The organism is Micromonospora sp. WMMA1998, from assembly GCF_027497375.1.
Lineage (GTDB): Bacteria > Actinomycetota > Actinomycetes > Mycobacteriales > Micromonosporaceae > Micromonospora > Micromonospora sediminicola.
Map to the genome: position 1 here is coordinate 471,632 of NZ_CP114911.1, position 25,278 is coordinate 496,909.

Sequence of the window (25,278 nt, forward strand, 5' to 3'; positions counted from 1 at the left end):
ACGGACACCGCGCCCGGCTCCTCTGTCCCGGTCGCCGACGCGGCACACGTCCGGTGTCCGGCGGGTGCGGGGTGGACAGGGTCTGACGGAATGGGCACCATGCGTGCGTGTCGGCCGAGGTGTGGACGGCGGTGACGTCGTTGGGCGGGGTGGCGATCGGTGGCGGCTTGTCCTATCTGGTGCAGCACTCCACGCAGCGCACGGCCGCGCGGGCCGAGCAGCGTCGGCAGGAGCTCGCCCGGACGGAGAGCCGACGCGCCGAGCGGCTCGCCCTGGTGGAACGGTTCGTCGGCGTGGCGGCCGAGGCCGAACGCTGGGCCTTCACCCGGCCCGACCGGTGGAGCGACGGCGAGAAGTGGCCGACGCGGACCCGGGAGGTGATGAACCGCTTCTGGGTCGCGGAGCGGATGGTCCGACTGTTGTTCCCGGTCGCCGAAGCCGACCCGGCCGCGCCAGCCGCGCAACCGACGGCGCGGCCAGGTCACCACCAGCTCGTCGAAGCCGGGCGCCCGCGTGCCCCGTACCCGGATCTCGTGGTCGGCGTCCGCGGCACGAACAGCAGGTGGGCTCAGCTCGCTCGCGGCGCGTACATGATGACGGCGACGCCGACCAGGCAGATGGCCGCGCCGACCAGGTCGTAACGGTCGGGGCGGAAGCTGTCGACCACCATGCCCCAGGCCAGCGAGCCGGCGACGAAGATGCCGCCGTAGGCGGCGAGGATCCGGCCGAAGTTCGGGTCGGGTTGGAAGGTGGCCACGAATCCGTAGAGGCCGAGCGCGATCACCCCGGCGGCGATCCAGAGCAGCCCTCGGTTCTCCCGCCAGCCCTGCCAGACCAGCCAGGCGCCGCCGATCTCGGCCAGCGCGGCGATCAGGAACAGCCGGATGGAACGCGCGACCGTCATGCGTCCGACCGTAGCGTGACGGTCGCGCGGCGCAGGTCAGCGAGCTCGGCGAGCTCGTCGAAGGGCAGGGGACAGCGGGGACTGGCGGCGCAGGCGACCAGGTCGTCGCAGCCGGCCGCGACGGCGGCGCGCAGCGTGTCGCGCACGACCGTGAGGTCGGCGAGCCGCTGCTCCGCCTCGGCGAGCTTGTCCCGGGCGCGGGCCTGTAGGCCGCTGTCGGCGCGGGGCGTGCGCCGGGCCGCCGTGATCAGGTCGGTGACCTCAGCGAGGGTGAAGCCGAGGCGTTGCGCGGCCTTGACCACCCGCAGCAGGGTGACGGCCTCGGCGGGGTAGAGGCGGTGTCCGCCCGGCGAACGGCGGGGCGCGGCGAGCAGCCCGCGCCGCTCGTAGTAGCGCAACGTCTGCACGTTGACCCCCACCGCGGCGGCGAGCTGGCCGCTGCGCAGCCCGGGCTCGGCGGTCATCGGTCGTGGCGGGACACGGCCCGGGCGGCGAGAGCGTCGAGGACGTCGGTGTGGGCCGCCGGCACCCGGATGTCGAGGGTCAGCGGCCCGTCGTCCGGCCGGGCGAGGTCGAAGGTGAAGAACGAGCAGCACGCCGATTCGCGCGCGGCGAGATCGCGAGCCGTGCGTTCGACCTGGTCGGCCCCGTCGAGGCGCAGCCGCAGGTGCCGGGCCGACGGCCGGTCGACGGCGCGGACGGCGGCGCGGAACAGCCTGTCGAACTCGGCCAGCCGCAGCGGCCGTTCGGTGGTCGGCAGGGCGCAGGCGTCGGGCACCCAGGAGGATCCGTGTTCGTCGCTCACTCCCCGACGGTAAGCCCGTACCCGGGTACCGGATGCAAGTCGCGGGGCTGAGGTCATGGCGGTGGGGCGGCGCGGGGACAGCCGGGCGGTGGCCGGTTCCTCGTGCTCCGCGCTCATGTCGTCCCATCATGCCGGGTGCCCGCCCCGGACCGGGCGGCCCGGGGCGGGGACGGCGGATCAGTACGCGTAGGTGACCGAGATCGTCGCCGCCGGGCAGTTGTTCGCCCAGCTGGTCAGCGCGCTCTTCTCCGCGCTGTCCACGGTGAGCCGCCACCGGATCTTCACCGCCACCCACTCGCCGACGTAGCGGCAGCGGGCCGAGGCGTACGGCGGCAGCCACGTCGCCGGGTCCTGGTCGCCCTTGGCCTGGTTGACGTTGTCGGTGACCGCCGCCAGCGCGCGGGCGTCACCCAGGTCGTTCGCGTACGCCTGGCGGCGGCTGGTGGTCCAGCTCCGCGCGCCGGAGTCCCACGCCTCGGCCAACGGCACCATGTGGTCGATGTCCACATCGCCGGTGGCCGTCCAGGTCGCGGCGTCGTAGTAGGAGTACCAGCGGCCGCCGGAGAGCGTGCAGGTGCCGCTGATCGTCGGTTTGGTGGTGGCCTCGGCGTAGAGCACCTCGTTGCGGGTGTGGCAGCCGTCGCCGTCGGCGTCGATCCAGTGCGGGAACAGGTCGCGGCTGTATCCGGTGCGGACCTCGGCGGCGACGGTGAGGCCGGCGACGGCGGTGGTGAGCGGGGCCGAGTAGCCGGCGGCCGGGGCGGGGGCGGTGAGGCCGAGGGTGGCGGCCACGATCGCGGCCAGGCTGATGGCCGTGGCGCGCAGGGTGCGGGACATGGGAACTCCGTCCGACGGGATGGCGAATACCTGCACCCATATAGACAGATGTAGAAGTAATGAGCCAGATCAACTTCCGTGAACATCGGATGACGATCGGCCGCCACCTGCTCGGACGTCGGGAATACGGCTGTGCCGGCCGGCCCGGCGGGCTACCGTCACCGGAGTACGGGCCGGCGCCCGGTCCAGGAGCGCCGCGTCCACGCCCGCGCCGTCCGGTTGATGCGGCGGAGACGCCCGAGGGCGAGCATGGGTACGACGAAAGGGGCGGAGATGACCGACGAGGTGACGTCGAAGGTTCCGCCGGACCCGGCCCCCGTGCTGAGCGCACCGGCCGGGCCACCGCCGGTCGGGCCGCCCAGCAGCCTCGACCTGTGGGCCCGCGCCCAGGTGCTGCACCGCTGCTTCGGCGACGACGACGGCGAGCCGCACATCATGCGTGGCCTGGACTGACCGCGCCGGGATCAGGCGACCGAGGCCGAACCGAGCAGCGCGGCCGTCGGCAGCGCCAACCGCCCGTCGGCCTCCCGGAACGCGGCGGTGAGCCGGTCGTACTCCCGGCGGATGCGGTCCCGCGCCGCGGGCTCCTGCCGTTGCACGACGAGGCCGACCGCGCTGATGCCGGCCGCCGGCCCGGCCCACCAGTCCTCCGGATCCGTGCGATGGGTCCAGGTCAGGGTCGTGCACGCGACGTCGGTCAGCCCGGCGGCGCTCAGCAGGCCGGTCACGCCGGCCTCGGTGCGCGGGAAGTCCCGCCCGGGCGCCAGTCGAGGCAGGTCCGCCGGCGGGGTCACGCCGGCGGCGCTGATGGCCTCGCCCCACAGGCGTTGCAACGGCGGATGCGGCGACGGCCAGAGCGTCACCGCCACCCGCCCGCCGGGGCGTACCACCCGGCGCAGCTCCACCAGCGCGGCGGCCGGGTCGCCGACGTGGTTGAGCACGAAGTTGGCCACCGCCGCGTCGAACCGGGCGTCGGGCAGGGGCAACCGCGGCAGCGCGCCGCCGACCAGGCCGGCGCCGGCCGCGGTCGCCCGGGCCTCCGCCAGCATGCTGGCCTCCGCGTCGACCGCCACCACGGCGGCGCCACGGCCGAGCGCGGCCGCCGCGACGGTGCCGGGCCCGGTGCCGACGTCGAGCACCCGCTGCCCGGCCCGCACCCGCGCCGCGGCCAGCAGCGCCGCCGTCGGGTACGCGCAGAGCCCGCCGAAGCTGCGCCCGTAGGCCCGCGCCCGCCCGGCCCAGCGGGAGCGCTCGTGGGCGTCGAAGTCGATGTCGATCATGCGGCGGAGCCTAGGGGCTGCAGCCGCCGCGCGCTGCCCCCGGTCAGCGCAGCGGCGCGCCGGCGCGCGCCAGGGCGTCGCGCCAGGACCGGGTCCGGAACGCCGCCGCGCCGTTGAGGACCTGGTCCAGCACACCCGGTCCGTCGCCGGTCGGCGGGGTGTGCCGGGACCAGAAGTCCGCGCACCCGCGCTCCTGGTCGGTGCTGGGCCGCGGCGACGCGTCGGACCCGCGCCCGACCAGGGCGTAGCGGCGCCCGCCGACGTCGAGCAGCAGCGTGCCAAGGCGGGTCAACCGGCCGCCCACCTGGCCGGCGGGCACGGCGAACACCTCCACACCGTGCCGGTCCCGGGCGCGTAGCCAGCCCTGGTCGAGGGTCATCAGCACCGGCACGCACCGCATGCCGTTCCAGAGGCTGCGTCGCCAGTAGACGATGCTCGCGTGGGCCACCTGCGGGTTCACGGCGGCGACTGTACCGGGGCGGTCCACGGTGGCCGGCGGTGGCTACCCTGCCGGCGTGACCCGACGTTCCTGGCTGCTGGCCGCGTCCACCGCGCTCGGCGTGGTCCTGCTGGCCGCCTGCGGCGGCGCGTTCCGGCTCGCCCGGTCCGCCGACACCGGGGAGCGGGACTGCGCGGCCCGGGTCGCCGCCGAGGAGGCGACGATCCGCACCGACCGGCGCTGGACCGACCGGGACGTGCCCGGCATCGGCGTGTACCCGGAGATCCACTGGCAGGTCGACTACCCGAGCTTCGCCTGCTCCCGGGCTCCCGGCCCGACCGACCTGCGCTACCAGGGCGTGGTGCGGCTCGCGCCGGCCGACGCGCGCGCCCTGGCCACCACGTACGCCTGGACGCCGGTGACCGGCGCGGCGCCCGAGGTCTGGCCCGGCCTGACCGGACACGTGCCGGACGGCGTGCGCTGGCGGCGCAGCGCCGACCACGACGCCGCCGGCGGCGCCGAGGTGTGGTTCGACCCCGAGCGGTCGCTGCTGCTGTTCACCGCCGTCGACACGTGAACGTTTCCCGACCCCGGTACGTGAGAGCCGGTGGGCATCACCGGCGTCGGCCGGGGGTACAGCAGCGGAGCACGGGTTCGACAGCCGGGAGGTCAACCGTGGGGGACAGTACGCGACGTCGGCGGCTCGGGCCGCTCGCCGGGCTGGTGGTGGCCGCGGTGGTGGCCGCCGGCTGCATGGGCGGCGGGCTCGACCAGGGTGAGCCGCAGCAGCCCGCCCCGCGCGAGAGCAGCCGGTCGGAGCCGGAAGCGCGGACCACCCGGGCCGACGGCACCACCAGCGTCGCCGAGTTCAAGCAGGACTTCGAGGACGCCGTCGCACTGGCCGAGAAGTACTGGACGGCGCAGTTCCGCGCCTCCGGGGAGCGGTTCCGGCCGATCCGGCGGGTGGTGCCCTACAGCCGGGCCGGCGAGGTGTCCTGCGGCGGGCAGGCACTGCCCCGCAACAACGCGGTCTACTGCTCGGCCGGCGACTTCATCGCCTACGACGTGAACTGGTCCGTCTCGGCGTTCCGGGAGATCGGCGACGCGTTCCTGTTCTACCTGCTCGGCCACGAGTACGCCCACGGGGTGCAGGTCCGCCTCGGCATCCGCTACGACTTCACCATCCAGCAGGAGCTGCAGGCCGACTGCATGGCCGGGGCGTACCTCGGCGACAGCGTGCGCTCCGGGGCGCTGACCCTGGCCGACGGTGACCTGGACGAGTTCCGGGAGGGGTTGCTCGCCGTCGGCGACGACCCCGACCAGCCCTGGTTCGCCGAGGGCGCGCACGGCACCGCCGAGCAGCGCAGCGAGAAGTTCTTCAGCGGCTACGAGAATTCGCTGAAGGCGTGCGACCTCGGTTGATGCCGCAGGTCACCCCGATCGGGGACGGCGCCGGCCGGGCCCGGGTGGGCTGGCAGGATCGGCGGGTACGCGTACCGAAGGAGGCCCCGCTGAACAGCCCACGCCCCGCCGCCGTGCTCTTCGACATGGACGGCACCCTGGTCGACAGCGAGAAGCTGTGGGACGTCGCGTTGCAGGAACTGGCCGCCGTCTACGGCGGCACGTTGTCCGACGCGGCCCGCCGCGCCATCGTCGGCACCGGGATGGCCGACGCCATGCGGATCGTGCACGACGACCTGGGCCAACCGGAGCGGGACCCGCAGGCCAGCGCCGACTGGATCAGCGCGCGCATCCTCGACCTGTTCCGCACCGGGTTGCGGTGGCGGCCCGGCGCGCTCGCGCTGCTGCGGGCGGTCCGGACCGCCGGGATCCCCACCGCGCTGGTCACCTCCAGCGGGCGGCCCCTGGTCGAGGTCGCCCTGGACACGCTGGGCCGGGACAGCTTCGACGCGGTGGTCTGCGGCGACGAGGTGGGCGATCCCAAGCCGCACCCGGAGCCCTACCTGACCGCCGCGCGGCTGCTCGACGTGCCGATCGAGCGGTGCGTGGCGATCGAGGACTCGCCGACCGGCGTGGCGAGCGCGCTCGCCGCCGGGGCCGCCGTACTCGCCGTGCCGGCCGAGGTGCCGCTGCCGGCGACCGACGGCGTGCACCAGGTGGAGAGCCTGACCGCGGCGGACCTGGAACTGCTCGCGGCCCTGCTCAACCGTTAGGAAGGGGCCCTTCCTATCGCTCAGGCGATAAGAAGGGCCCCTTCCTTGCACCTCAGTCGTGGGCGATGGCGCCGAGCACGTTGATCCGCGCGGCGCGGATCGCCGGCAGCACCGCCGCCACCACGCCGATGATCGCGGCCAGCACCAGGAACGTCACCATCTGACCCCAGGGCAGGACCAGGTCGGTGATGCCCTCGTCCTTGAGCGCCCGGACCACCGCCGCGCCGAGGCCGGTGCCGACCACGACGCCGAGCAGCGCGCCGAAGATCGAGATCACCACCGCCTCGACGGTGATCATCCGCATGGTCTGCGCCCGGCGCAGGCCGATCGCCCGCAGCAGACCCAACTCCCGGGTCCGCTCCAGCACCGACAGGGCGAGCGTGTTGATGATGCCCAGCACCGCGATCACGATGGCCAGCGCCAACAGGATCTGGATCATCCGCAGCGGCGTGTCCAGCTGACTGGTCTGCTGCTTGATGAACGCGGCCCGGTCCGCCACCGACACCTCGGGACTGTCCGCCAGCAGCCGCTCGACCTGCGGCTGCACCGCGCCGACCGACGTGCCCGGGGCGAGCTGCACGAAGCCCTGGATGGGCTGCGGGATGGCGAAGTCGGCGGCCGCCTGCGGCGGCAGCACCACCGGGTTGGTCAGCTGGGAGCTCTCGTAGATGCCGCTGACCGTGTAGGTGCGGGCCTCGCCGCGGGACAGCTGCACCGGCACGGTCGAGCCGACCGACAGGTTGCGGGCCTTGGCGGTGTCGGAGCTGAGCAGCATCTGGTCGGGGGCCAGCCGGCTGATGTCACCGGCGGTGGCCTTCGCCCCGAAGATCCGCTCCAACGCCGCCACGTTGCTCGACGCCGCCACCCAGGTCCGCTTGCCGCCGACCGTGGCCATGTCGCCGTACTCGCCGTCGACCAGCTGCACGCCGGGGATCGCGGCGGTCTTGTCCAGCACCGCCGGGTCGAAGCTCGGCGGGCGGGGCCCGGACGCGGATCCGGAGATCACCAGCTCGGCCTTGATCGTGTCCTCGGCCAGCGCGCTGATGCTGCCCTTGGCCGAGTCGAGGATCACCGTCACCCCGGTCACGAGCGCGATGCCCACCATCAGCGCGGCGGCGGTGATCGCCGTCCGGCGGGGGTTACGACCCGAGTTGAGCCGGCCCAGCTTGCCCGGTACCGACCAGGAGAAGATCGCGCCGAGCAGCGAGACCACCGGCCGGCTGATCACCGGCGTCAGCAGCGCCACCCCGATGAACGCGAAGAGCACCCCACCGAGGATGGTCGCGAGCGTGTTGTCGCCGGCGTTGCCGCTGAGACCGAGGAAGAGCAGCACCGCCCCGATCGTGGTGACCACCGCGCCGCCGACGGTCACCTTGGTCAGCGGCCGGTCCGGCGTGGCCACGTCCTGCATCGCCGCGATCGGCGGGATGCGCGCGGCGCGCAGCGCCGGCAGCAGCGCCGCGACCACCGTGATCACCAGACCGACCGCGAACGCGCCGATCACCGCCGCCGGCGGCACGCCCAGCCCGGCCAGGCTCAGACCGCCGGCGAGCTTGCCGAACAGGTACGCCAGCAGCGCGCCCACCCCGATGCCGGCGGCCAGCCCGAGCACCGAGGCGATCAGGCCGACCGCGACCGCCTCCAGCACCACCGAGCCGATGACCTGCCGGCCGCTGGCGCCGATGGCCCGCATCAGGGCCAGCTCACGGGTGCGCTGGGCCACGATGATCGAGAAGGTGTTGAGGATCAGGAACGTGCCGACCAGCAACGCCACCGCGGCGAAGCCGAGCAGGATCTTGTTGAAGAAGGACAGCCCCTCCTTCAGCCCGGCCGACGCGTCGTCGGCGAGCTGCTCACCGGTCTTCACGTCGTAGCCGGTCCCCACCGCGCGGGACACCTCGTCGCGCAGCGCCTCCGGGGTGGTGCCGTCGGCGGCCCGCGCGCTGATGTTGCTGAACACGTCCGGCTTGCCGAGCATCAGCTGCTGCGCCACCGGGGTGGTGAAGGCGACCTCGTTCGCGCCGCCCACGGAGTCCCGGCCGCCGCTGTAGCCGAACACGCCGACCAGCGTGAACTCCTTCTTCGGCGCCAGGGTCAGCACGCCGACCCGGTCGCCGACCGTCACGTTGGCGGCCTTGGCCAGCGCGGCGTTGACCACGATCTCGTCGTCCGCGCGCGGCTCCCGGCCCTCGCGCAGCTTCACCAGGTCGCTCTCGCCGAGCCAGTTCTCCCCGAGCTGCGGCGGGCCGAACGAGGTGACCACCTTGCCGTTGGCGCCGATCAGACGGGCGCCGTCGGCGGCGACCACGCCCTGCACGTCCGCCGCGCCGGGCACCGCCTTCACCCGCTCGACCAGCGACGCCGGCACCGGGGCGGCCACCTGCTCGCCCTCGGTCTCGGACAGCTCCACCTTCGGCTTCGCCGCGACGTTCACGTCGACCTCGGCGTACGCGTCGGCGAAGACCGCGTCGAAGGACCGGCCGAGGGTGTCGGTGAGCACGAACGCGCCCGAGACGAACATGACGCCGAGCACCACCGCCAGGCCGGACAGCAGCAGGCGCAGCTTGCGCGCCAGCAGGCTCTTCAGCGTTGCCCGCAACATCAGTTGCCCACCTCGACCGGAGCGTCCAGCTTCTTCATGGTGTCCAGCACCGTGTCGGCGGTCGGCTCGATCAGCTCCGAGACGATCTGGCCGTCGGCGAGGAAGACCACCCGGTCGGCGTACGCGGCGGCGGTCGGGTCGTGGGTGACCATGACGATGGTCTGGCCGTGCTCGCGCACCGAGTTGCGCAGGAAGTTGAGCACCTCGGCGCCGGAGCGGGAGTCCAGGTTGCCGGTCGGCTCGTCCGCGAAGATCACGTCGGGGCGGGCGACCAGGGCCCGGGCGCACGCCACCCGCTGCTGCTGACCGCCGGAGAGCTGCGCCGGGCGGTGCCCGAGCCGCTCCCGCAGCCCGACCGTGTCGATCACCGTGTCGTACCAGGCCGGGTCGGCCTTGCGCCCGGCGATCGACAGCGGCAGCAGGATGTTCTCCTGTGCGGTGAGCGTGGGCAGCAGGTTGAACTGCTGGAAGATGAAGCCGACCTTGTCCCGGCGCAGCTTCGTCAGGCCCGAGTCGTTGAGCCCGGTCACGGTGGTGTCACCGATCATCACGGTGCCCCGGGTCACCGAGTCCAGACCGGCGAGGCAGTGCATCAGCGTCGACTTGCCGGAACCGGACGGCCCCATGATCGCGGTGAACCGGCCGCGTTCGAACTCGGCGCTCACCCCCCGCAGCGCGATGACCTGCGCCTCACCGCTGCCGTACACCTTCCACACGTCGTTCGCCCGGGCCGCGGCCTGCGCTTGCCGGCCTACCGTCGCGGTCACGTCATCTACCTCTTCCGTCTGGCTGCTGATCCGCACCGCCCCCGCTGGTCGGTGCGGCAGTTCCATCCTCGGTGCCACCGGCGGCGGAACCGTCCGACCCCGGGCGGAATCCGTGCCGAATTTCCGGTGGGGGTCGCCCCCCAGGCCGGCTCAGGGTGATCCCTGACCGGCCGGCGGCGCCGACGGTAGAACCTCACGTCGCGTCATGGTCAACCCCGCGTCGCCGCCGTTGGTCACGGTACGTGAGGGCCGCCACCTATTTCCCCGGCCGTACCAGCCCCGTCTCGTAGGCCAGCACCACCGCCTGCACCCGGTCCCGCAGCCGCAGCTTGGTCAGCACGTGCCCGACGTGCGTCTTCACCGTGGTCTCGCTGACCGACAGCTCCCGGGCGATCTCGGCGTTCGACAGCCCACGCGCCACCTGGATCAGCACCTCCCGCTCCCGCTCGGTCAGCGGGTCCAGCACCCGGGGCGGGGCGGTCACCGGGTCCGGCAGCACGTCGGCGAACCGGTCCAGCAGCCGGCGCAGGATCCGCGGCGCCACCACCGCCTCCCCGGCCGCCACCGTGCGGATCGCGGTCACCAGGTCCTCGGCCGGCACGTCCTTGGCCAGGAAGCCGCTCGCCCCGGCGCGCAGCGCCCCGACCACGTACTCGTCCAGCTCGAACGTGGTGAGCACGAGCACCCGCACCGGCAGCCGGGCGTCCACGATCGCCCGGGTGGCGGCGACCCCGTCCATCCGGGGCATCCGGATGTCCATCAGCACCACGTCGGGCAGCAGCCGCCGGGCCAGCTCCACCGCCTCCACGCCGTCGCCTGCCTCACCCACGATGTCCAGGTCGTCCTCGACGCCCAGCACCATCCGGAACCCGGTGCGCAGCAACGGCTGGTCGTCGGCGAGCAGGACCCGGACCGGTCGGGGCGCGGCGCCGTCGGTCATGGGTCCCCCTCGTCGTGCCCGGTGGTGGTCAGGCGGGGACCGCGCCGGCCGGGTTCCGCGCGCACGCCCGGAAGCCGCCGCCCGGCGCCGGCCGGTCCGCAGGACCCACCGTAGAGGGCGACGTGCTCGCGCACGCGGCCCCACGCCTACGTCACGACGGCGGTGAGCGGCGCGGCGCGCGCCCGGCGGGCCGGCAGCCGGTCGGTCGTGCCCGAGCGTCAGGTCGGCCCGGCGCCGGACCCGAACCCGCTCTCCTGCGCGGGAGGGAGAAGGATCACTCGTCGGCGCCGGGGGAGGCCGGGCGGGAGCGGGCGTCCACCAGCGGGTCGGGCGCGGCGCTCGCCACCGGGAACGGCGGCGGCGTGCCGCCGAAGCTCGGGCAGAGCGACTGGTGGCTGCACCAGTCGCAGAGCCGGCTCGGCCGGGGCCGGAAGTCCTGCCGCGCGGTGGCCTGCTCGATCGCCCGCCACAACGCCACCACGGTGCGCTCGAAGCGCACCAGCTCCTCGGCGTCCGGGGCGTAGTCGCACACCTCGGCGTCCTTGAGGTAGAGCAGGCGCAGCACCCGCGGCACCACGCCCCGGGTGCGCCACAGCACCAGGGCGTAGAACTTCAGCTGGAACAGCGCCCGCGCCTCGAACGCCTCGCGCGGCGCGCCGCCGGTCTTGTAGTCGACCACCCGCAGCGCGCCGTCCGGGGCCACGTCGAGCCGGTCGAGATAGCCCCGGATCAGCAGCTCGTCATCGACCACCGCGGAGATCAGCGCCTCCCGCTCGGCGGGCTCCAGCCGCTGCGGGTCCTCCACCGCGAAATAGCCCTCCAGCAGCGCCGCCGCCGAACGCAGGAACTCCTGCGCGGCCGCCGCGTCGCCGTCGGCGAACAGCGTCGCCAGCTCCGGCTCCTCGGTGACCAGGCGGTCCCACTGCGGGGCGACCAGGTCGCCCGCCGACTCCGGGGTGCGCGCCGGGGCCGGCAGGTCGAACAGCCGCTCCAGCACGGCGTGCACCAGCGTGCCCCGGGCCTGCTCGACCGTCGGCCGCTCGGGCAGCCGGTCGATGCTGCGGAACCGGTAGAGCAGCGGGCAGGTCTTGAAGTCGGCCGCCCGGGACGGCGACAGCGACGCCCGCACCGTGACCGGCACCCGTGCCGCCGTCTGGTCGCCCTGCGCGTCGATCACCGGTTCCGCCGTCATGCCCGGAAGGTTAGGCCACCCGTGTGACAGGTCGGTCGTCGCCGCACCGGGCCATGATCGGCGCCGCGTAGCATCGCCGGGGTGGAGGAACGCACCCGACGACCGCGTCGGCCCGGGCTGAGCCTCGGCCGGGTCCTCGGGGTGCCGCTGCGCGTCGACGCCTCGATGCTGCTGCTGACCGTGGTGGTCACGGTGCTCTACGCGGCGCTGGCCCGGCGCCAGCTCGACCTCGGTCACCTCGCCGGCTACCTGGTCGGCCTCGGGTTCGTCGTCTCGCTGCTCGGCTCGGTGCTGCTGCACGAGCTGGGCCACGCGCTGACCGCCCGCCGCCACGGCATCGGTGTGCGCGGGATCACCCTCGAACTGCTCGGCGGCTACACCGAGATGGACCGGGACGCCCCCAACCCCCGGGTGGAGCTGCTCATCTCGCTGGCCGGGCCGGCCGTCTCGGCCGTGCTCGGCGCCGCGGCGGTCGCCGCCACCCTGGCGCTGCCCACCGGCACCCTCGGCCACCAGCTCGCGTTCCAGCTCGCCGTCAGCAACGTCGTGGTGGCGATCTTCAACAGCCTGCCCGGGCTACCGCTGGACGGCGGACGGGCGCTGCGCGCCGCGGTCTGGGCGCTCACCCGGGACCGGCACCGCGGCACCGAGGTGGCCGGCTGGGTCGGCCGGGCCGTGGCGGCAGCCACCCTCGCCCTGGTGGTGCTGCTCACCCTGCGCCGGGCGCTCGCCCCACTGGCCCTTCCGCTGCTGCTGCTGGTCGCGGTGACGCTGTGGCGGGGCGCCGGGCAGTCCATCCGGCTGGCCCGCATCGGCCGCCGGCTGCACCTGGTCGACCTGGCCCGGCTGGCCCGGCCACTGCTGCCGGTGCCCACCGGCACCCCGCTGGCCGAGGCGCAACGCCGCCGCGACGAGACGGGCACACCGGACGCGGCGCTCAGCGTGGTCGACTCCGCCGGCCGTACCGTGTCGCTGGTCGACCCGGCCCGCGTCGCCGCCGTACCCCCGGAACGGCGGCCGTGGCTCGCGGTGGACGAGGTGGCCCGCGCCCTGACCGCCCTGCCCACCCTGCCGGTCGACGCGGACGGCGAGCGGGTGCTGGAGACCGTCCGCACCCACCCGGGCGCGCAGTACGTCGTGACGGCAGGCGAAGATGTGGTCGGCGTGCTGCACATCGCGGACCTCGCCCAGCTCCTCGAACCCAAACGGAAGACGAACACGTGACCGCAGAGACCTCCACCGTCCCGGCCCTGCCGCCCGTCCACCGGGGGCCGTTCCGGCCCGGCGACCGGGTCCAGCTGACCGACCCCAAGGGCCGGATGCACACCGTGACGCTGGAGCCCGGCAAGGAGTTCCACACCCACCGGGGGATCCTCAAGCACGACACGCTGATCGGCCTGCCCGACGGCAGCGTGGTCACCACCGCCGGCGGCGGCACCGCCTTCCTCGCGCTGCGGCCCCTGCTGTCGGACTACGTGCTCTCCATGCCGCGCGGCGCCCAGGTGATCTACCCGAAGGACTCGGCGCAGATCGTCGCGATGGGCGACATCTTCCCCGGCGCCAAGGTGCTGGAGGCCGGCGCCGGCTCGGGCGCGCTGTCCTGCTCGCTGCTGCGGGCCGTCGGCACCGAGGGCGAGCTGCACTCGTTCGAGCTGCGCGACGACTTCGCCCAGATCGCCCGGCGCAACGTCGAGGCGTTCTTCAACGGCCCGCACCCGGCCTGGCGGCTGCACGTGGGCGACGTCGCCGACAGCACCGAGACCGGGTTCGACCGGATCATCCTCGACATGCTCACCCCGTGGGAGATGCTCGACATGGTCGAGCGCTCACTCGTCCCCGGCGGCGTGCTGATCGGCTACGTGGCCACCACCCCACAGCTGTCCGAGCTGGTCGAGGCGTTGCGCGAGCGCGGCGGCTGGACCGAGCCGCGGGCCTGGGAGTCGCTGGTGCGCGACTGGCACGCCGAGGGGCTGGCGGTGCGACCGGACCACCGGATGATCGCGCACACCGCGTTCCTGGTGTCCGCGCGCAAGCTCGCCCCCGGGGTGACCGCGCCGCCGCGCCGGCGCAAGCCCAGCAAGGGCGCCGAGGCGTACGCGCAGCGCCGGGACGCCCTGCGCGCGGCGGCGGCGGCCCGCGCGGCGGAGGAACCGGAGCAGTCCTGACCCCCGCCGCGCGCACGGCGGCGGGCGGGCGGATCATGTGTGCCCGTGGGGACGACGACACCGAGGTGGGTGGAGACGGTGGGCATGAGCGAGCGGATCGGAGCGCGCGGCGGGCGGCGCGCCCGTCCCGGTCACCGGAGCCGACGGCGGCGCACGGGCGGTGACGGCGGTTCGGGCCGACGGGAGGTGGCGTGAGCAACCCCGGCTACGGCAACGGTGACCTGCCCGCCGTCTTCCCCGACTGGTCGCCCTACACCGACCTGGAGTCGGCGGCCCGCGCCTACCTGCGGGACCCCGACATCGCCCTGGAGGCGCTCGGCGGGGTGCTGCGCGGCGCCTCCGTCCTCGGCTTCACCCTGGAACGCTTCGTCAACGAGGTGAACGGGGTGTGGCAGGAGGTCGTCGTCTGCGACGGCAGCCGGCTGGTGCTCTGGCACGGCGAGGACGTCCCGCCGGGGGAGGGGCCACCCGGCGCGATGACCTCCTCGCTGCGCGTGGTGCCGGTCTCCACCGTCACCGAGGTCGGCTGCCGGCGCCGGCTCACCCGGACCGACGACGGCACCGTCCGGATCGACAGCATCGACGTCTACCTGCTGCTCAGCTCGCTGGACGAGGCGCCGCCCAGCGACGAGGTGGCGGGCACGCCCCGGCACGACGCGTTGCGCTTCGGCAAGACCCTCGACGACGGCGGCGCCGGGCAGATCGCCCGGCTGGAGGAGTTCGCCCGGCTGGTCGCCTCGGTGGTCGGCCGGCCCCTGCTCTGACGGACGCACGACGGGCCGGGGACGTCGTCCCCGGCCCGTCGTGTCCGTCACTGGTCAGTCCTCGGCCTCCGGGCCGGCCACCTCGACGCCGTCGCTGCCGCGCACCACGTGGATGCACTCGCCCGGGCACTCCTTCGCCGAGTCGATCACCTCGAGGCGCAGGTGCTCCGGCACGTCCACCCGGGCGCCCGGGGCCTGCCGCAGCTCGCCGTCCGGGCCCTTGACGTACGCCAGGCCGTCGACGTCGAACTCGAAGACCTCCGGCGCGTACTGCACGCAGAGCCCGTCGCCGGTGCAGAGGTCCTGATCCACCCAGACCTGCAACTGGTCGGTCGCGACGTCGGTCACGAAGCACCCCCCATGTTCTCCCGTCCCACACTCCGACGGTACCCGAACGCCCGTACCCGCCCCGCGACCAGCCCTTGGCGATCAAGCTTCGGTGACGAGCGCGTTGCGGAGGACCGAATCGGGCTCATAGCGGCTAGTGTTAGGTCAGAACGTTCAAGCCCCCCGGGGAGGTGGGACGTGGCACGCAGCGACGACGCGGACTCGCGCGCCGCACGGTGGGAAAAGGAAGCCCACGATCTCTCCACGCAGGTCGCGTTCCTGCAAGAGGAGCTCGCTCTGGTGCGGCGCAAGTTGACCGAAAGCCCCCGACACGTCCGGCAGCTCGAAGAGCGGCTGGCGGCCACCCAGGCGCAGTTGGCGCGGCTGACCGAGAACAACGAACGGCTCGTGGGCACCCTCAAGGAGGCTCGCGCGCAGATCGTGACGCTCAAGGAGGAGATCGACCGTCTCGCCCAGCCGCCCAGTGGCTACGGCGTCTTCCTGGCCAAGCACGACGACGGCACGGTGGACGTGTTCACCGGCGGGCGCAAGCTCCGGGTGGCCGTCTCGCCCTCGCTGGAGGTCGACGAGCTGCGCCGGGGCCAGGAGGTCCTGCTCAACGACGCCCTCAACATCGTCGACGCGTTCGGCTACGAGCGGGTCGGCGAGGTGGTGATGCTCAAGGAGATCCTGGCGGGTCCCGACGGCGCTCCGGGTGACCGGGCGCTGGTGGTCTCCCACTCGGACGAGGAGCGCATCGTCCACCTCGCCGAGACCCTGATCGGCAGCGCGATCCGGGCCGGCGACTCGCTCATGATCGAACCCCGCTCGGCGTACGCGTACGAGCGGATTCCCAAGAGCGAGGTCGAGGAACTGGTCCTGGAGGAGGTGCCCGACGTCAACTACGAGGACATCGGTGGCCTCCAGGCGCAGATCGAGCAGATCCGCGACGCGGTGGAGCTGCCCTTCCTGCACGCCGACCTGTTCCGCGAGCACCAGCTCCGGCCGCCGAAGGGCATCCTGCTCTACGGCCCGCCCGGCTGCGGCAAGACGCTGATCGCCAAGGCGGTGGCCAACTCGCTGGCCAAGAAGATCGCCGAGCGGGAGGGCAAGGAGCGGCACACCAGCTTCTTCCTCAACATCAAGGGCCCCGAGCTGCTCAACAAGTACGTCGGCGAGACCGAGCGGCACATCCGGCTGATCTTCCAGCGGGCACGGGAGAAGGCCGGCGAGGGCACGCCGGTGATCGTGTTCTTCGACGAGATGGACTCCGTCTTCCGCACCCGCGGTTCCGGCGTCTCCTCCGACGTCGAGAACACCATCGTCCCGCAGCTGCTCAGCGAGATCGACGGCGTGGAGGGCCTGGAGAACGTCATCGTCATCGGCGCCTCCAACCGGGAAGACATGATCGACCCGGCGATCCTGCGCCCCGGCCGACTCGACGTGAAGATCAAGATCGAGCGTCCGGACGCCGAGGCGGCCAAGGACATCTTCTCCAAGTACATCCTCGCCGGCCTGCCGCTGCACGCCGACGACCTGGCCGAACACGGCAGCGACCCGCAGGCCACGGTGGCTGCCATGATCGACGCGGTGGTCCTGCGGATGTACTCCGAGACCGAGGAGAACCGCTTCCTCGAGGTCACCTACGCCAACGGCGACAAGGAAGTCCTCTACTTCAAGGACTTCAACTCCGGCGCGATGATCCAGAACATCGTCGACCGGGGCAAGAAGATGGCCATCAAGGAGTTCCTCACCTCCGGGCGCAAGGGGCTGCGGCTGCAGCACCTGCTCGACGCCTGCGTCGACGAGTTCCGGGAGAACGAGGACCTGCCCAACACCACCAACCCCGACGACTGGGCCCGCATCTCCGGCAAGAAGGGCGAGCGGATCGTCTACATCCGCACGCTCGTCTCCGGCGGCAAGGGCGCCGAGGCCGGCCGGTCCATCGAAACCGCCAGCAACACCGGTCAGTACCTCTGACCTGGGCCCACCGGGGCGGCGCCGCGCAGGCGCCGCCCCGGTCGGTCCTCGGCGGGGCCACGAAACCGGGCCGCGCCCGCTAGGGTCTGCCCGTGCGTAGATCACTCGCCCCGGCCCTGCTCGGCTGCCTGACCGCCCTGCTCACCGCCTGCGGCACCACCACCGACACCGCCTCCGCGCCCACCACCTCGGCGTCCGCCTCCGCGCCCACCACCACCGCCGACGCGCCCGCCGCGATCCGCCAGGGCTTCCAGCGGAGCCTGGAGAAGACCCTCAAGATGGACGTCACCATCAAGGCGGGCAACCAGACCGTCACCATGCGGTCGGCCGTCGAACCCGCCACGGGCGCGATGACGCTAGACATGCGCACGCCCGAGCCGGTCAGCATGGTCGTCACCACCGACGCCGTCTACGTCAAGCAGGACGAGTCCGACGGCAAACCCTGGATGAAGCTCGACCGCAGCCGGCTCCGCCCCGACGGGCAGTTGGCGCAGGGCCTCGACGTCCGGGCACAGGCCGGCATCCTCGGCGGTGTCGTCTCCGCCGAACCGGCCGGCGACGGCCGCTACACCGGCGTCGCCGACCCGGAGAAGGCCATCGCGGCGGCCTCCAGCGACGCCGAGAAGGCCACCCTGCGCAACGCGTTCAAGGTGCTCAAGACGAAGACGGTGCCGTTCGAGGCCACCCTGGACGGCGAGGGTCGGCTCACCCTGCTCACCTACACGTTCGACACCGCGGCCGGGAAGATCGACAACGAGATGAAGATGCACAGCTTCGGCGAGCCGGTCGACATCACCGCGCCGCCCGCGTCGCAGACCGAGGCCGCCGCCGCCGAGGCGTACCGCTTCTTCTGACCGTCGGTCCACCACGGCGACGGCCGGACGGTCCGCACCGCACCGCTCCGGCCGCCGTCGAGGACCGTCGAACGACGCCCGCCGGGGCCCGGCGCGCCACCTACCGTCGAAGTGCCGACTACGCTCGACGTGACGGGGACCGGGACGGCGAGCGGAGCGGGCAGGTCGATGAGCGTCAGACGGATCATGGGCACCGAGGTCGAGTACGGCATCTCCGTGCCCGGCCAGGCCGGAGCCAACCCGATGGTCACCTCCTCGCAGGTGGTCAACGCGTACGGGGCCCGACCGGAACTCAACCGGGGCGGGCGGGCCCGCTGGGACTACGAGGAGGAGTCGCCGCTGCGCGACGCCCGCGGCTTCACCTACTCCGGGGCGGCCTACGACCCGGCCGAGGCGCTCGCCGACGAGGACCTCGGCCTGGCCAACGTCATACTCACCAACGGAGCGCGGCTCTACGTCGACCACGCCCACCCGGAATACTCCACCCCCGAGGTGACCACCCCCCTCGACGTGGTGCGGTGGGACAAGGCGGGGGAGCGGGTGATGGCCGAGGCGGCCCGCCGGGCGGCCACCATCCCGGGCACCCACCCCATCCACCTGTACAAGAACAACACCGACAACAAGGGCGCCAGCTACGGCGCGCACGAGAACTACCTGATGCGCCGGCAGACGCCGTTCGCCGACATCGTGGCGTACCTGACGCCGTTCTTCGTCACCCGGCAGATCGTCTGCGGCGCGGGCCGTGTCGGCATCGGCCAGGACGGCGGCCAGAGCGGCTTCCAGATCTCCCAGCGCGCCGACTTCTTCGAGGTCGAGGTCGGGCTGGAGACCACGCTCAAGCGGCCGATCATCAACACCCGCGACGAGCCGCACGCCGACGCCGACAAGTACCGCCGGCTGCACGTCATCATCGGCGACGCCAACCTCTCCGAGATCTCCACGTTCCTCAAGGTCGGCACCACGTCGCTGATCCTCGCCATGATCGAGGAGAAGGCGCTCGGCGCGGACCTGGGCATCGCCGACCCGGTCGGGGAGCTGCGCGCGGTCAGCCACGACCCGTCGCTGAAGCACCTGATGCGGCTGCGGGACGGACGCCGGCTCACCGCGCTGGACGTGCAGTGGGCCTACCTGGAGCGGGTCCGTTCCTTCGTGGACGACCGCTACGGCCAGGACGTCGACGCGCAGACGGCCGACGTGCTCGACCGCTGGGAGAGCGTGCTGGACCGGCTCGGCCGCGACGCGTTCGAGTGCGCCGACGAGCTGGACTGGGTGGCCAAGCTGCGCGTGCTGGAGGGCTACCGGGAGCGGGAGAAGCTCGCCTGGGGCTCGCACAAGCTGCAACTGGTCGACCTGCAGTATTCCGACGTGCGTCCGGAGAAGGGGCTCTACCACCGGCTGGTCCAGCGCGGCTCGATGAAGACGCTGCTGACCGACGAGCAGACCCGCACCGCGATGACCGAGCCGCCGGAGGACACCCGGGCCTACTTCCGGGGCCGCTGCCTGGCGCAGTACGCCTCCGAGGTGGTGGCCGCGAGCTGGGACTCGGTCATCTTCGACGTGGGCCGCGAGTCGCTGGTCCGGGTGCCGATGATGGAGCCCGAGCGGGGCACCCGCGCGCACGTCGGGCAGCTCTTCGACCGCTGCGAGAGCGCCAAGGACCTGCTGGAGATGCTCACCGGCGGGTGACCCGGATGCCGGAAGGCCCGTCGAGTGCCGGAACCCGGCGCGCGACGGGCCTTTCGTCGCTCCCGCGAGGTAAGTTGATCGCAGGCGATCGTGGAGGAGGCACCACCATGGCGACGCAAGAGGGTGGTCAGACCCAGTCCGGCAAGTCCCACGAGGAGGTCGAGGAGGTCACCGCACAGGCCAACCCCGAGGTGGCCGAGCGGCACGCCGAGATCACCGAGGACGTCGACGACCTGCTCGACGAGATCGACTCCGTCCTGGAGGAGAACGCCGAGGAGTTCGTGAGAGGATATGTGCAAAAAGGGGGCCAGTGAGGCTTATGTCCGATTTGCCGGAGGCTTCGGACAGGCTCTGCCCCCAGTGTGGCCGCTCGCTGCCGGCGTCGGCGTTTCACCGTAACCGGCGGCGCCCGGACGGGCTGGCCTTCTACTGCAGGACGTGTGCCGCTGCTCGCTCAGAGGCGAGTCGCCGGAAGCGTGGCATCGCGCCGCAGCGAAGGGCTGCCGTGCCGGTAGCGGATGGCCTCAAGTGGTGCCCCGACTGCGAGCAGATCAAGCCCGTCGACGATTTCCCGCGAACGACGAACGCCAGCGGTCGGCACAGCTACTGCAAGCCGTGCCACATCGCCCGCGGTAACGAGAGCAAGCAGCGGCTCTACGGCGGCAACCGCGAGTACCACCTGCGTCGCCGCTACGGGGTCGGCGAGAAGGAGTTCCAGGAGCTCCTGGCCGAGCAGGGCGGTGTGTGCGCGATCTGCCGGCGCCCCGATCCGGAACATCTGGACCACGATCATCGCACCGGATGGGTGCGCGGGATACTCTGCTTCAACTGCAACGGTGGTCTTGGCCAGTTCCGGGACAGTCCCGACAGCCTGGCCAGGGCGATCACGTACCTGAGAGGAACCACGTGGCAGCGGGTTTTGATCCATCCGGGCGTCTTCCAGATGTGTTCACCAACGCGGGGACGTCCTCCTTCACAACGTTCCTGAGCAAGGTCGCCCCGGAGATGCTGCCCGGTCGTCGGCCGTTGCCGCCCGGCATGGCCGCCGACATGGCGCCGCACGCGACCACCATCGTGGCGATCGCGGCCGCCGGCGGCGTGGTCATGGCCGGCGACCGGCGCGCCACGATGGGCAACCTGATCGCCCAGCGCGACATCGAGAAGGTGCACCCGGCCGACGCGTACTCGCTCGTCGGCATCGCCGGCACCGCCGGCATCGGCATCGAGCTGATGCGACTGTTCCAGGTGGAGCTGGAGCACTACGAGAAGATCGAGGGCGCGATGCTCTCGCTTGACGGCAAGGCCAACCGGCTGGCCTCGATGATCCGCGGCAACCTGGGCGCGGCGATGCAGGGCCTGGCCGTGGTGCCGCTCTTCGCCGGCTTCGACCTGGCCGCGAGCGACCCGGCGCGGGCCGGCCGGATCTTCAGCTTCGACGTGACCGGCGGCCCCTACGAGGAGACCGGCTACGACGCGATCGGCTCCGGCTCGCTGTTCGCCAAGTCCGCGCTGAAGAAGCGCTTCCGGGCGGGCCTGTCGATCGACGACGCGACCCGACTGGCCGTCGAGGCGCTCTACGACGCGGCGGACGACGACACCGCCACCGGCGGTCCCGACCTGACCCGGCGGATCTACCCGGTCGTGATGACCGCGACGGCCGACGGCACCCACCGGCTCACCGACGCCGAGACGGCGACGATCGCGGAGGGCGTGGTGTCCGGCCGGATGGAGAACCCCGGCGGCTGACGCCGCTTCCACCGTCCATCGAGTCAGCAGTCCCGCAAGAAGGAGAACCGCCGCCGTGGCCATGCAGTTCTACGCCTCGCCCGAGCAGATCATGCGCGACCGTTCCGAGCTGGCCCGCAAGGGCATCGCCCGGGGCCGCAGCGCGGTGGTCCTGAGCTACGACGGCGGGGTGCTCTTCGTCGCCGAGAACCTGTCCAGCACGTTGCACAAGGTCAGCGAGATCTACGACCGGATCGGCTTCGCCGCCGTGGGCCGGTACAACGAGTTCGAGAACCTGCGGCGCGCGGGCGTGCGGATGGCCGACCTCAACGGACTGAGCTACGACCGTCGGGACGTGACCGGCCTGGCGTTGGCCAACGCGTACGCGCAGACGTTGGGCGCGATCTTCACCGAGCAGTCGAAGCCGTTCGAGGTGGAGATCTGCGTGGCCGAGGTGGGCGCCACGCCGGACGACGACTCCCTCTACCGGGTGACCTACGACGGCTCGGTGAACGACGAGCCGGGCCGGATGGCGATGGGCGGTCAGGCCGAGGCGATCACCGGGGTGCTGAAGAACGAGCACCGGCCGGAGATGACGCTGTCCGAGGCGGTCCGCGCCGCCATGAAGGCGCTGAGCAGCGTCGGCGGCGAGGGCGGGGCGGCCCGCACCATCGCCGCGAACCAGCTCGAGGTGGCGGTCCTCGACCGGCGCCGGGTGGGGCGTACGTTCCGGCGGGTGACCGGCGCGGCGCTGACCGCACTGCTGGACGGCGAGGCGGAGGGGGACGTCCCCCCGGCGCCGGGCCGGGCGAAGACGCCGACGGTGCCGACGGAGGAGGCGAAGAAGCCGACCACGTCGGCGGGTTCGGCCGATCTGGAGGGCAACGCGGAGGACAAGCCCGCCGAGTGACGTGCGCTTGCGGACCCCGCCAGCTCGCCGAGGTGGCGGGGTCCTTCGCGTGCGGAGCCGCCATCTCCCCGATCTGCGCGGGGGAGATCGCAAGCGGTGAGCGTCGGCGCTGCCCATCGGGGGCTCCGGGCGGCTAGTGTCTCATCATGGAGCGGCGAATCTTCGGCCTCGAAACCGAGTACGGCGTCACCTGCACCTATCGCGGGCAGCGCCGGCTTTCCCCCGACGAGGTCGCGCGGTACCTGTTCCGGCGGGTGGTGTCGTGGGGCCGGTCGAGCAACGTGTTCCTGCGCAACGGCGCCCGCCTCTATCTGGACGTGGGCTCGCACCCCGAGTACGCGACACCCGAGTGCGACTCGGTCACCGACCTGGTGGCCCACGACCGGGCCGGTGAGCGGATCCTGGAGGGCCTGCTCGTCGACGCGGAGAAGCGGCTGCACGACGAGGGCATCGCGGGCGAGATCTATCTGTTCAAGAACAACACCGACTCGGCCGGCAACTCGTACGGCTGCCACGAGAACTACCTGGTGTCCCGGCACGGCGAGTTCGGCCGGCTGGCCGATGTGCTGATCCCGTTCCTGGTCACCCGGCAGTTGATCTGCGGCGCGGGCAAGGTGTTGCAGACGCCGCGCGGCGCGGTCTACTGCCTGTCCCAGCGGGCCGAGCACATCTGGGAGGGCGTCTCCTCGGCGACCACCCGGAGCCGACCGATCATCAACACGCGGGACGAGCCGCACGCGGACGCGGAGCGCTACCGCCGGCTGCACGTGATCGTCGGTGACTCGAACATGAACGAGGTCACCACGTTGCTGAAGGTCGGCACGGCCGACATCGTGCTGCGGATGATCGAGGCCGGTGTGGTGATGCGGGACCTGACGCTGGAGAACCCGATCCGGGCCATCCGCGAGGTGTCGCACGACATCACCGGCCGGCGCAAGGTGCGCCTGTCCTCCGGCAAGGAGGTGTCGGCGCTGGAGATCCAGCAGGAATACCTGGCCAAGGCGACCGAGTTTGTGGAGCGCCGGGGCGGCGACCAGACCGCCAAGCGGGTGGTGGACCTGTGGGCGCGGGTGTTGCGCGCGGTGGAGACCGGCGACCTGGACCCGGTGGCCCGGGAGATCGACTGGATCACCAAGCTGAAGCTGATCGAGCGTTACCAGCGCAAGCACGACCTGCCGCTGTCGCACCCGCGGGTGGCGCAGATGGACCTGGCCTACCACGACCTGCGGCGCGGGCGGGGCCTGTACGGGTTGCTTGAGCGTCGGGGCGAGGTGGACCGGGTGGCCACCGACCCGGAGATCTTCGAGGCGAAGGAGACGCCGCCGCAGACCACCCGGGCGCGGTTGCGGGGCGAGTTCATCCGGCACGCGCAGGAGAAGCGGCGTGACTTCACGGTGGACTGGGTGCACCTGAAGCTGAACGACCAGGCGCAGCGCACGGTGCTGTGCAAGGACCCGTTCCGGGCGTACGACGAGCGGGTGGAGCGGCTGATCGCGAGCATGTGAGGTCGGGGGGGCGGCCGGTGCCGGGGGCGCCGGCCGCCACGGCACCGGTACGCTGGCGTCGCCATGGAGACTTCCGAACCGCAACCTCACGGCCGCGAGCCCGGCCGGACCTCCGGCCGCGAGCGGGACGGCGGCACCGAGAAGCTCAACTGGATCGACCGGCGGCGGGAGAAGATCCGCGCCGAGATCGAACGCAACCGCCGCGGTGAGTACACCGTGCCGACCTGGGTGCTGGCGGTGGCGCTGGCGCTGATCGTGGGCGTCTGGCTGGGCCTGATCTTCTTCCTGGGCTGAGGGCGTTTCCGTTCAGCGCAGCAGGCCGGCGGCGTACCGGCCGGCGGTGGCCGCGGCCAGGAAGTAGGCGTGGTCGGCGTCGAGCCCGCGGCCCATCGTCGACAGCCCGACCGGGCTGGCCCGCAGTGCGGCGTCGAGGCCGTCGGTGGGCACGGTGACGATCCGGTGCCGGTCGGTCAGGGGCGCGAGCGCCGCGGTCACGTCGGCGGCCAGGTCGGGGTCGAGGCCGTCGGGCACGACCAGCTCCGCGGGGGCGAGCGCCACCCGGCCGTACGCGGTGAGGCTGTGGTGCGAGACGCCCCGGTGCCGGGGCCGGGGGTCGGCGGCGGAGATCCGCAGCGAGCCGACCACGCGTCCGCCCAGCGTGGCGACGGCGTTGACGGCCTCGCCGACGGCCACGCCGGAGAAGCCCCAGCGGGTGCCGGTGCCGAGGTTGCCCGGGCCCTGGGCGACGACGGCCACGTCGGCGTCGAGCACGTGCCGGGCGGCGAGCAGGCCGCTGTGCAGGGTGCTGGCCTCCAGGTCGCCGCCGAACGCCTGGCCGACGCTGACCGTGCCGACGAGACGGTCGGCCAGGCCGGCCAGCGTGCGGGAGAACCAGGCCGGCAGCGCGCCGCCGTCGGTGAGCAGGTAGGCGACCCGGGCGCGGGGGGCGTCGGCGTGCACGCCGGCGAGAATCGCCGGCAGCGCGGAGTGCAGGTCGGCGGTGACCACCGGCATCCCGTCGACCGACTCGGCGGCGGCCAGCCGGTCGTGGTGCGGGGAGGCCTCCTCGTCGACGCCGAGCAGGATCGGTTGCAGCGGCGTGTAGCGGGCCTTGACCAGGTGCCCGGCGTCGCGGGTGTCGCCGGCCTGCGGCGGGTCGGCGGGGAGCCGGTCGGGCAGCGCGACGACCAGGGCGTAGCCGCCGGTGCCGAGGCCCATCAGCAGTGCGCCGGCGTTGAGCAGCACCCGGTCGCCGGGTTGCGGGTCGCCGACCAGGGCCGGGTAGGCCAGGGCGCGCATCCGGGCGCCGTCGGGCAGGGCGACGTCGAGTTCGACGGCGCCGGCCCACCGCCGCCGTACCGTCGTGACCGTGCCGGACCGCCATCGCACCATGTCGGCACGCTATCGGCCGGCGTCGGGGCG

General features: G+C 72.9%; 29 protein-coding genes. 17 read left to right on the top strand and 12 right to left on the bottom strand.

Annotated features, from left to right (window positions below):
• Positions 1-107 precede the first annotated feature (107 nt).
• Positions 108-641, top strand: a complete 534-nt coding sequence (locus tag O7600_RS02320; RefSeq protein WP_281592054.1) for a hypothetical protein — start codon at positions 108-110, stop codon at positions 639-641.
• On the opposite strand, the gene O7600_RS02325 is transcribed toward O7600_RS02320, so the two are convergent.
• From O7600_RS02325 to O7600_RS02340, 4 genes are all read right to left on the bottom strand, one after another.
• Positions 569-904, bottom strand: coding sequence for a YnfA family protein (locus tag O7600_RS02325; protein WP_281592055.1), 336 nt, complete (start codon positions 902-904; stop codon positions 569-571). The genes O7600_RS02320 and O7600_RS02325 overlap by 73 nt on opposite strands.
• Positions 901-1,368 (bottom strand): MerR family transcriptional regulator, encoded by a 468-nt coding sequence (locus O7600_RS02330; RefSeq protein WP_281592056.1) that lies wholly within the window; start codon positions 1,366-1,368, stop codon positions 901-903. The genes O7600_RS02325 and O7600_RS02330 overlap by 4 nt, the downstream gene beginning before the upstream one ends.
• Complete coding sequence (locus O7600_RS02335; RefSeq protein WP_281592057.1) at positions 1,365-1,709, bottom strand: hypothetical protein; 345 nt, start codon at positions 1,707-1,709, stop codon at positions 1,365-1,367. Before O7600_RS02335 ends, O7600_RS02330 begins: the two co-directional genes overlap by 4 nt.
• Before the next feature lie 177 nt (positions 1,710-1,886).
• Positions 1,887-2,546, bottom strand: a complete 660-nt coding sequence (locus tag O7600_RS02340; RefSeq protein WP_281592058.1) for an HNH endonuclease family protein — start codon at positions 2,544-2,546, stop codon at positions 1,887-1,889.
• Between the two features lie 273 nt (positions 2,547-2,819).
• Between O7600_RS02340 and O7600_RS02345 the strand changes: the two genes are divergently transcribed.
• Entirely contained in the window at positions 2,820-2,999 is a 180-nt protein-coding gene (locus O7600_RS02345) for a hypothetical protein (RefSeq protein ID WP_091575208.1), read from the top strand.
• Between the two features lie 11 nt (positions 3,000-3,010).
• Here the strand turns inward: O7600_RS02345 and O7600_RS02350 are convergent, their stop codons facing one another.
• Together O7600_RS02350 and O7600_RS02355 are read right to left on the bottom strand one after the other, a co-directional pair.
• Positions 3,011-3,826: a class I SAM-dependent methyltransferase gene (locus tag O7600_RS02350; RefSeq protein WP_281592059.1), complete on the bottom strand. Its 816-nt coding sequence runs from the start codon at positions 3,824-3,826 to the stop codon at positions 3,011-3,013.
• A gap of 43 nt (positions 3,827-3,869) precedes the next feature.
• The gene (locus O7600_RS02355; protein ID WP_281592060.1) at positions 3,870-4,286 is read right to left on the bottom strand and encodes a hypothetical protein; all 417 of its coding nucleotides are present in this window, start codon (positions 4,284-4,286) and stop codon (positions 3,870-3,872) included.
• Between the two features lie 55 nt (positions 4,287-4,341).
• Between O7600_RS02355 and O7600_RS02360 the strand changes: the two genes are divergently transcribed.
• From O7600_RS02360 to O7600_RS02370, 3 genes are all read left to right on the top strand, one after another.
• The gene (locus tag O7600_RS02360) at positions 4,342-4,842 is read left to right on the top strand and encodes a hypothetical protein (RefSeq protein WP_281592061.1); all 501 of its coding nucleotides are present in this window, start codon (positions 4,342-4,344) and stop codon (positions 4,840-4,842) included.
• Between the two features lie 20 nt (positions 4,843-4,862).
• Entirely contained in the window at positions 4,863-5,687 is an 825-nt protein-coding gene (locus tag O7600_RS02365; RefSeq protein ID WP_281594053.1) for a neutral zinc metallopeptidase, read from the top strand.
• Positions 5,688-5,800: 113 nt separating this feature from the next.
• Positions 5,801-6,439 (top strand): HAD family phosphatase, encoded by a 639-nt coding sequence (locus tag O7600_RS02370; protein ID WP_281594054.1) that lies wholly within the window; start codon positions 5,801-5,803, stop codon positions 6,437-6,439.
• Between the two features lie 52 nt (positions 6,440-6,491).
• Here the strand turns inward: O7600_RS02370 and O7600_RS02375 are convergent, their stop codons facing one another.
• The 4 genes from O7600_RS02375 to O7600_RS02390 form a co-directional block, all read right to left on the bottom strand.
• On the bottom strand, positions 6,492-9,041 hold the full coding sequence (locus O7600_RS02375) for an ABC transporter permease (RefSeq protein ID WP_281592062.1): 2,550 nt from the start codon (positions 9,039-9,041) through the stop codon (positions 6,492-6,494).
• Positions 9,041-9,808 carry an ABC transporter ATP-binding protein gene (locus O7600_RS02380; protein WP_091575196.1) on the bottom strand — a complete coding sequence of 256 codons (768 nt, stop codon included), beginning with the start codon at positions 9,806-9,808 and terminating at the stop codon, positions 9,041-9,043. Before O7600_RS02380 ends, O7600_RS02375 begins: the two co-directional genes overlap by 1 nt.
• 256 nt (positions 9,809-10,064) lie before the next feature.
• Entirely contained in the window at positions 10,065-10,748 is a 684-nt protein-coding gene (locus O7600_RS02385) for a response regulator transcription factor (RefSeq protein WP_281592063.1), read from the bottom strand.
• Between the two features lie 274 nt (positions 10,749-11,022).
• Positions 11,023-11,940 (bottom strand): PD-(D/E)XK nuclease family protein, encoded by a 918-nt coding sequence (locus O7600_RS02390; protein WP_281592064.1) that lies wholly within the window; start codon positions 11,938-11,940, stop codon positions 11,023-11,025.
• A gap of 165 nt (positions 11,941-12,105) precedes the next feature.
• On the opposite strand from O7600_RS02390, the gene O7600_RS02395 reads away from it, so the two are divergent.
• From O7600_RS02395 to O7600_RS02405, 3 genes are all read left to right on the top strand, one after another.
• On the top strand, positions 12,106-13,164 hold the full coding sequence (locus tag O7600_RS02395) for a site-2 protease family protein (RefSeq protein WP_281594055.1): 1,059 nt from the start codon (positions 12,106-12,108) through the stop codon (positions 13,162-13,164).
• Positions 13,161-14,105: a tRNA (adenine-N1)-methyltransferase gene (locus O7600_RS02400; RefSeq protein ID WP_091575186.1), complete on the top strand. Its 945-nt coding sequence runs from the start codon at positions 13,161-13,163 to the stop codon at positions 14,103-14,105. Before O7600_RS02395 ends, O7600_RS02400 begins: the two co-directional genes overlap by 4 nt.
• A gap of 191 nt (positions 14,106-14,296) precedes the next feature.
• On the top strand, positions 14,297-14,869 hold the full coding sequence (locus O7600_RS02405; RefSeq protein ID WP_091575184.1) for a hypothetical protein: 573 nt from the start codon (positions 14,297-14,299) through the stop codon (positions 14,867-14,869).
• A 54-nt stretch (positions 14,870-14,923) separates the two neighbouring features.
• Here O7600_RS02405 and O7600_RS02410 read toward each other — a convergent pair whose 3' ends face one another.
• A complete protein-coding gene (locus tag O7600_RS02410) occupies positions 14,924-15,217 on the bottom strand; it encodes a ferredoxin (protein ID WP_013286103.1) in 294 nt (97 codons plus the stop codon).
• A gap of 177 nt (positions 15,218-15,394) precedes the next feature.
• Here O7600_RS02410 and arc point away from each other — a divergent pair, with 177 nt between their 5' ends.
• From arc to O7600_RS02455, 9 genes are all read left to right on the top strand, one after another.
• The gene (arc, locus tag O7600_RS02415) at positions 15,395-17,176 is read left to right on the top strand and encodes a proteasome ATPase (RefSeq protein WP_281592065.1); all 1,782 of its coding nucleotides are present in this window, start codon (positions 15,395-15,397) and stop codon (positions 17,174-17,176) included.
• A 92-nt stretch (positions 17,177-17,268) separates the two neighbouring features.
• On the top strand, positions 17,269-18,030 hold the full coding sequence (locus tag O7600_RS02420) for a hypothetical protein (RefSeq protein ID WP_281592066.1): 762 nt from the start codon (positions 17,269-17,271) through the stop codon (positions 18,028-18,030).
• A gap of 168 nt (positions 18,031-18,198) precedes the next feature.
• Complete coding sequence (dop, locus tag O7600_RS02425; protein WP_091575175.1) at positions 18,199-19,716, top strand: depupylase/deamidase Dop; 1,518 nt, start codon at positions 18,199-18,201, stop codon at positions 19,714-19,716.
• Between the two features lie 107 nt (positions 19,717-19,823).
• Positions 19,824-20,030 (top strand): ubiquitin-like protein Pup, encoded by a 207-nt coding sequence (locus O7600_RS02430; protein WP_073836803.1) that lies wholly within the window; start codon positions 19,824-19,826, stop codon positions 20,028-20,030.
• A gap of 191 nt (positions 20,031-20,221) precedes the next feature.
• Entirely contained in the window at positions 20,222-20,704 is a 483-nt protein-coding gene (locus tag O7600_RS02435) for an endonuclease VII domain-containing protein (RefSeq protein ID WP_281592067.1), read from the top strand.
• Positions 20,623-21,462 carry a proteasome subunit beta gene (gene prcB, locus O7600_RS02440; protein ID WP_172967792.1) on the top strand — a complete coding sequence of 280 codons (840 nt, stop codon included), beginning with the start codon at positions 20,623-20,625 and terminating at the stop codon, positions 21,460-21,462. The genes O7600_RS02435 and prcB overlap by 82 nt, the downstream gene beginning before the upstream one ends.
• A gap of 55 nt (positions 21,463-21,517) precedes the next feature.
• A complete protein-coding gene (gene prcA / locus O7600_RS02445) occupies positions 21,518-22,351 on the top strand; it encodes a proteasome subunit alpha (protein ID WP_281592068.1) in 834 nt (277 codons plus the stop codon).
• A 146-nt stretch (positions 22,352-22,497) separates the two neighbouring features.
• Positions 22,498-23,856 carry a Pup--protein ligase gene (pafA, locus tag O7600_RS02450; protein ID WP_091575167.1) on the top strand — a complete coding sequence of 453 codons (1,359 nt, stop codon included), beginning with the start codon at positions 22,498-22,500 and terminating at the stop codon, positions 23,854-23,856.
• Positions 23,857-23,919: 63 nt separating this feature from the next.
• Positions 23,920-24,150 (top strand): hypothetical protein, encoded by a 231-nt coding sequence (locus O7600_RS02455; protein WP_281592069.1) that lies wholly within the window; start codon positions 23,920-23,922, stop codon positions 24,148-24,150.
• 12 nt (positions 24,151-24,162) lie between these two features.
• Here O7600_RS02455 and O7600_RS02460 read toward each other — a convergent pair whose 3' ends face one another.
• Positions 24,163-25,248, bottom strand: coding sequence for a DUF3866 family protein (locus O7600_RS02460; protein WP_281592070.1), 1,086 nt, complete (start codon positions 25,246-25,248; stop codon positions 24,163-24,165).
• Positions 25,249-25,278: the final 30 nt, after the last annotated feature.

Excerpts from the sequence above, each read along its gene's own strand:
- O7600_RS02340 (WP_281592058.1), bottom strand. The coding sequence starts at position 2,546 with ATGTCCCGCACCCTGCGCGCCACGGCCATCAGCCTGGCCGCGATCGTG.
- pafA (WP_091575167.1), top strand. The coding sequence starts at position 22,498 with ATGGAGCGGCGAATCTTCGGCCTCGAAACCGAGTACGGCGTCACCTGC.
- O7600_RS02395 (WP_281594055.1), top strand. The coding sequence starts at position 12,106 with ATGCTGCTGCTGACCGTGGTGGTCACGGTGCTCTACGCGGCGCTGGCC.
- O7600_RS02375 (WP_281592062.1), bottom strand. The coding sequence starts at position 9,041 with ATGTTGCGGGCAACGCTGAAGAGCCTGCTGGCGCGCAAGCTGCGCCTG.
- dop (WP_091575175.1), top strand. The coding sequence starts at position 18,199 with ATGAGCGTCAGACGGATCATGGGCACCGAGGTCGAGTACGGCATCTCC.
- O7600_RS02390 (WP_281592064.1), bottom strand. The coding sequence starts at position 11,940 with ATGACGGCGGAACCGGTGATCGACGCGCAGGGCGACCAGACGGCGGCA.
- O7600_RS02350 (WP_281592059.1), bottom strand. The coding sequence starts at position 3,826 with ATGATCGACATCGACTTCGACGCCCACGAGCGCTCCCGCTGGGCCGGG.
- O7600_RS02455 (WP_281592069.1), top strand. The coding sequence starts at position 23,920 with ATGGAGACTTCCGAACCGCAACCTCACGGCCGCGAGCCCGGCCGGACC.
- O7600_RS02430 (WP_073836803.1), top strand. The coding sequence starts at position 19,824 with ATGGCGACGCAAGAGGGTGGTCAGACCCAGTCCGGCAAGTCCCACGAG.
- O7600_RS02330 (WP_281592056.1), bottom strand. The coding sequence starts at position 1,368 with ATGACCGCCGAGCCCGGGCTGCGCAGCGGCCAGCTCGCCGCCGCGGTG.
- O7600_RS02460 (WP_281592070.1), bottom strand. The coding sequence starts at position 25,248 with ATGGTGCGATGGCGGTCCGGCACGGTCACGACGGTACGGCGGCGGTGG.
- O7600_RS02345 (WP_091575208.1), top strand. The coding sequence starts at position 2,820 with ATGACCGACGAGGTGACGTCGAAGGTTCCGCCGGACCCGGCCCCCGTG.
- O7600_RS02385 (WP_281592063.1), bottom strand. The coding sequence starts at position 10,748 with ATGACCGACGGCGCCGCGCCCCGACCGGTCCGGGTCCTGCTCGCCGAC.
- O7600_RS02325 (WP_281592055.1), bottom strand. The coding sequence starts at position 904 with ATGACGGTCGCGCGTTCCATCCGGCTGTTCCTGATCGCCGCGCTGGCC.